3 protein-coding genes are annotated in these 2990 nt (G+C 73.6%); 1 reads left to right on the top strand and 2 read right to left on the bottom strand.

The annotated features are described in order from the left end of the window. Positions 1–884, bottom strand: an 884-nt coding sequence (locus E1193_RS30810; RefSeq protein WP_132186641.1) for an endo alpha-1,4 polygalactosaminidase, incomplete at its 3' end; no start/stop codon positions are given. 147 nt (positions 885–1031) lie between these two features. Then, positions 1032–2225, bottom strand: a complete 1194-nt coding sequence (locus E1193_RS30805) for a CAP domain-containing protein (protein WP_132186640.1) — start codon at positions 2223–2225, stop codon at positions 1032–1034. A 372-nt stretch (positions 2226–2597) separates the two neighbouring features. Between E1193_RS30805 and E1193_RS30800 the strand changes: the two genes are divergently transcribed. Beyond that, a complete protein-coding gene (locus E1193_RS30800) occupies positions 2598–2792 on the top strand; it encodes a hypothetical protein (protein ID WP_132186639.1) in 195 nt (64 codons plus the stop codon). Positions 2793–2990: the final 198 nt, after the last annotated feature.

The following is a 2990-nucleotide window of genomic DNA, read 5'->3' as shown; positions in this document are numbered from 1 at the left end:
GGGTGGGGCGGACAGGGGGCGCGCCAGGGATCCAGGGTGCGGTTCTTGCGCATGGAGGCGAAGCCGTAGCCCAGGGTCTGCACGCAGAAGGTGGCGGGCGAGCCGGCGTACTCCACGTGGAACACCGGCTTGCTGGCGTCCACGAAGGGCAGCAGCCGGGCGCACTGGCGCAGGCGCACGCACTCCTCGTTGACCGCGAAGTCGAAGTCGGGCGCCAGCGCCGCCACCTGGGCCACGTCGTTCATGAGCCCCGGGGAGAGTTCCAGCGAACGGGCCAGCGTGGCCAGTCGGCGGTTGAACCGGAGTTGGTCGTCGAAGCCCAGGTCGAACCCGGTGCGGTGCGCGTACCCGTCGGCGTCGGCCAGTGCCACCGCGCCGAATCCCTTGCCCCGGCAGAGCCGGAACCGGTCGGCCAGCACCGGCCGCAGCACGTCCCACCGCCGGACGTCCAGCCACCGGCTGCCGCGCCGGCCGGCCGGCGCGCCGCGGACCGCTGCCGGGAAGCGGGTGGCGTCCGGATCGGTGCCGGCGAACGAGCCGACGTGCACCTGGCAGATGAGCCGTCGTTCCCGCCGGCGCAGGTCGGTGGTCTCGGCGGCGGTGGCCCGCACCGGGTCGAGCAGGAAGACGTCCGCCGGCACCGTGGTGTCGACCGGGCCGTCGAGCTGCCACTGCCACTGCCAGCGGTGGGCGTACCCGGCGGGCCACGGGGTCGGCGCGGGCGGTGGGCGGGGCACCGTGCCGCAGGCGGACAACGGGGTCAGCAGGGTGAGCGCGAGGGCGGCCGGCAGCGCCCGGTGGGCGGTGCTCCGCCACGACGGCCCCCGGGCCGGCGTCGTCGGGCGTGCCGGTCCGCCGGGTCGTGCTGACCGCCGGATCCGCATCGGCCGCTCCCGGGTCCCCGGCGACGCCGTGCTGCCCCGCGCCGGTGCGCCGGGCACCTGAGACGGCGCGCCTCGCCCGTCAAACGAGCGCGCCCCGGGCCGGGACGCGGCTGGCGTCGTGACCGGGGGCGCGCTTCGGAGGACCGCTCAGCGGGGCGCGGCGAAGACCTGGGTCCAGTAGGGCCCGTTGCTGCTCGCCACACCGACACCGATCTCGGTGAAGGCGCAGTTGAGGATGTTCGCCCGGTGCCCGGAGCTGTTCATCCAGGCGGCCATGACCGCCGCCGGGGTCTTCTGGTTCCAGGCGACGTTCTCGCCGTAGGTGCGCCAGCGGTAGCCGACCCGGTCGATCCGGGTGCCGGCGTTGCTGCCGTCACTGCCGGTGTGCGACATGGTGCGGTGGTCGGCCTGGTCCTGGCTGTGCCGCTGGGCGGCGAGCATGAGCTTGTCGTTGACGGCCAGCTTCCCGCAGCCGGCCTTGGCCCGTTCGGCGTTGACCAGGTCGACGACCTCCTGAGCCTGGCTGTTGTCCGCGGCGCTCAGGGAGGTCGTGGTGCTGTCACCCGCGGCCGGCGCGTTGCCGTTGCGGGCGCCGTTCTGCCGGGACGCGGCGGTGGTCCGCGCCGGCGAGGGCGTCGGCTTGGTCGTCTTGGCCGGCGTCGGCTTCGGGCTGGCGCTGGCGGGCGAGGCGGTGGGCGAGACGGCGGGGGAGGGGCTGGCGATCGGCGACGGTGACCCGGCGATGGCCGGGGTGATCTCGGCCACCGTCGGGGCGGCGGCCACTGTGTCGGCAAACGATGCCGGGTTGGCCTGGCCGCCCTCGCCGGGCAGCACCAGAGCGCCCACGCCGAGGCTCACCACCAGCGTTGCGGCCGCCGCGGCACCTACGATGACCAGCGGACGGGGCAACCGCCGCCGGTGCCGTCCCTGCGCCTCGGCGGCGGGCCCGGTGTCCGGGCTTTCGGCGGCGGCCTGCGCGGTGGCGCCACCGACCCGGCCGGCCGGGTCGGTGGCCTCGGCGGCCCGGCCGCCGGCCGGCTCGTACGGGGAGGTCAGGGCGGTCTGCTCCGGGTGCCAGCCGGCGGCCGGCGGATAGGTCGCGGCGACCGGCGGCAGGGATGCGGTGTCGTCGCGCTCGGCGTACGGCCGGTCGACGGGTTCGGCCGGCCAGCCTCCGGCGGGCGGTCCGGCCGGATCGGCGGGCTGCTCCGGGGCGTCACCGAACAGGTACGCGGAGCGCGGCTCTGGGCGGTCGGTCAGCCACCTCGGTTCGCCGTCGGTCGATGGCTGCGGTCGCCGGGGGGCGCCGTCCGGTTCGTTGGGATCGGTCCAGCCGTACACGCCTGTCGCCTCCACGGGTTCGGTAGCGGGCCGGGGTGACGCTACGGATGCGGCAGAACAGCGGCAACCTGGCTAAGGAAGAGTTAAGAGAGGCAGCCTCACGTCGTGACCCTAGGCACATTTCCCGGCGTAGAGTGAAGGAGTCCGGACAGAGCGTGTCCGAGCCTCGCGGCCCCCGGTGAGTGAACAGGGTAGACGTGGAGATGATCTACGGCCTGCGGGAACTTGACGAAACAGGGGTTGTCGGCTCAATATATAGGTGTCGCCAGTCGCGCCCAGCCATGCCCGGATTTCGCCGGGAGAAGCAGTCGCGAACAGTTCATGGGCGCGCGTTGGCCGGCCATTCCGGCAGCGCATATCAAGGAGTTCAGCATGGCGAAGGCCCTCTTCGGCCACGTAGGTGCAGCGCCCGACCGGCGTCTGCTCGACGAGGTCACCCGACTGCGTGCCACGGTTCAGGCACTGGAGTTCGAGATCACGCGTCTGCGTGCCGAAAACGATCGGCTCGCTGCGGCGGCTGCGGAGGCTGACGGCCTCCTTCGCCTGGCCGAGCCGGCGCTGACCTGATCTCTCGGGATCCGCACAACCGAATAGCAGCACCGAAACAACGCGCGCCGACACGCAAAGTGCCGGCGCGCAGCTCTGTCCGCCACAATTCCGCGGGCGCAATCTCACGATCTTGCCGGCAGTGGCGCTGCCACACCCTGACCACGGGTGTACCGCCGGGTGGGTCGCGTGCCGGGCGGGGCGGGTCGCGTGCCGATG

Source organism: Micromonospora sp. KC606 (assembly GCF_004348675.1).
Taxonomy (GTDB): Bacteria; Actinomycetota; Actinomycetes; order Mycobacteriales; family Micromonosporaceae; genus Micromonospora.
Note: the sequence above shows the minus strand (reverse complement) of the source record. Positions and strands in the feature narration are given on the sequence as shown.

Coding starts and splice junctions, on each gene's coding strand:
- E1193_RS30800 (WP_132186639.1), top strand. CDS start 2,598: ATGGCGAAGGCCCTCTTCGGCCACGTAGGTGCAGCGCCCGACCGGCGT.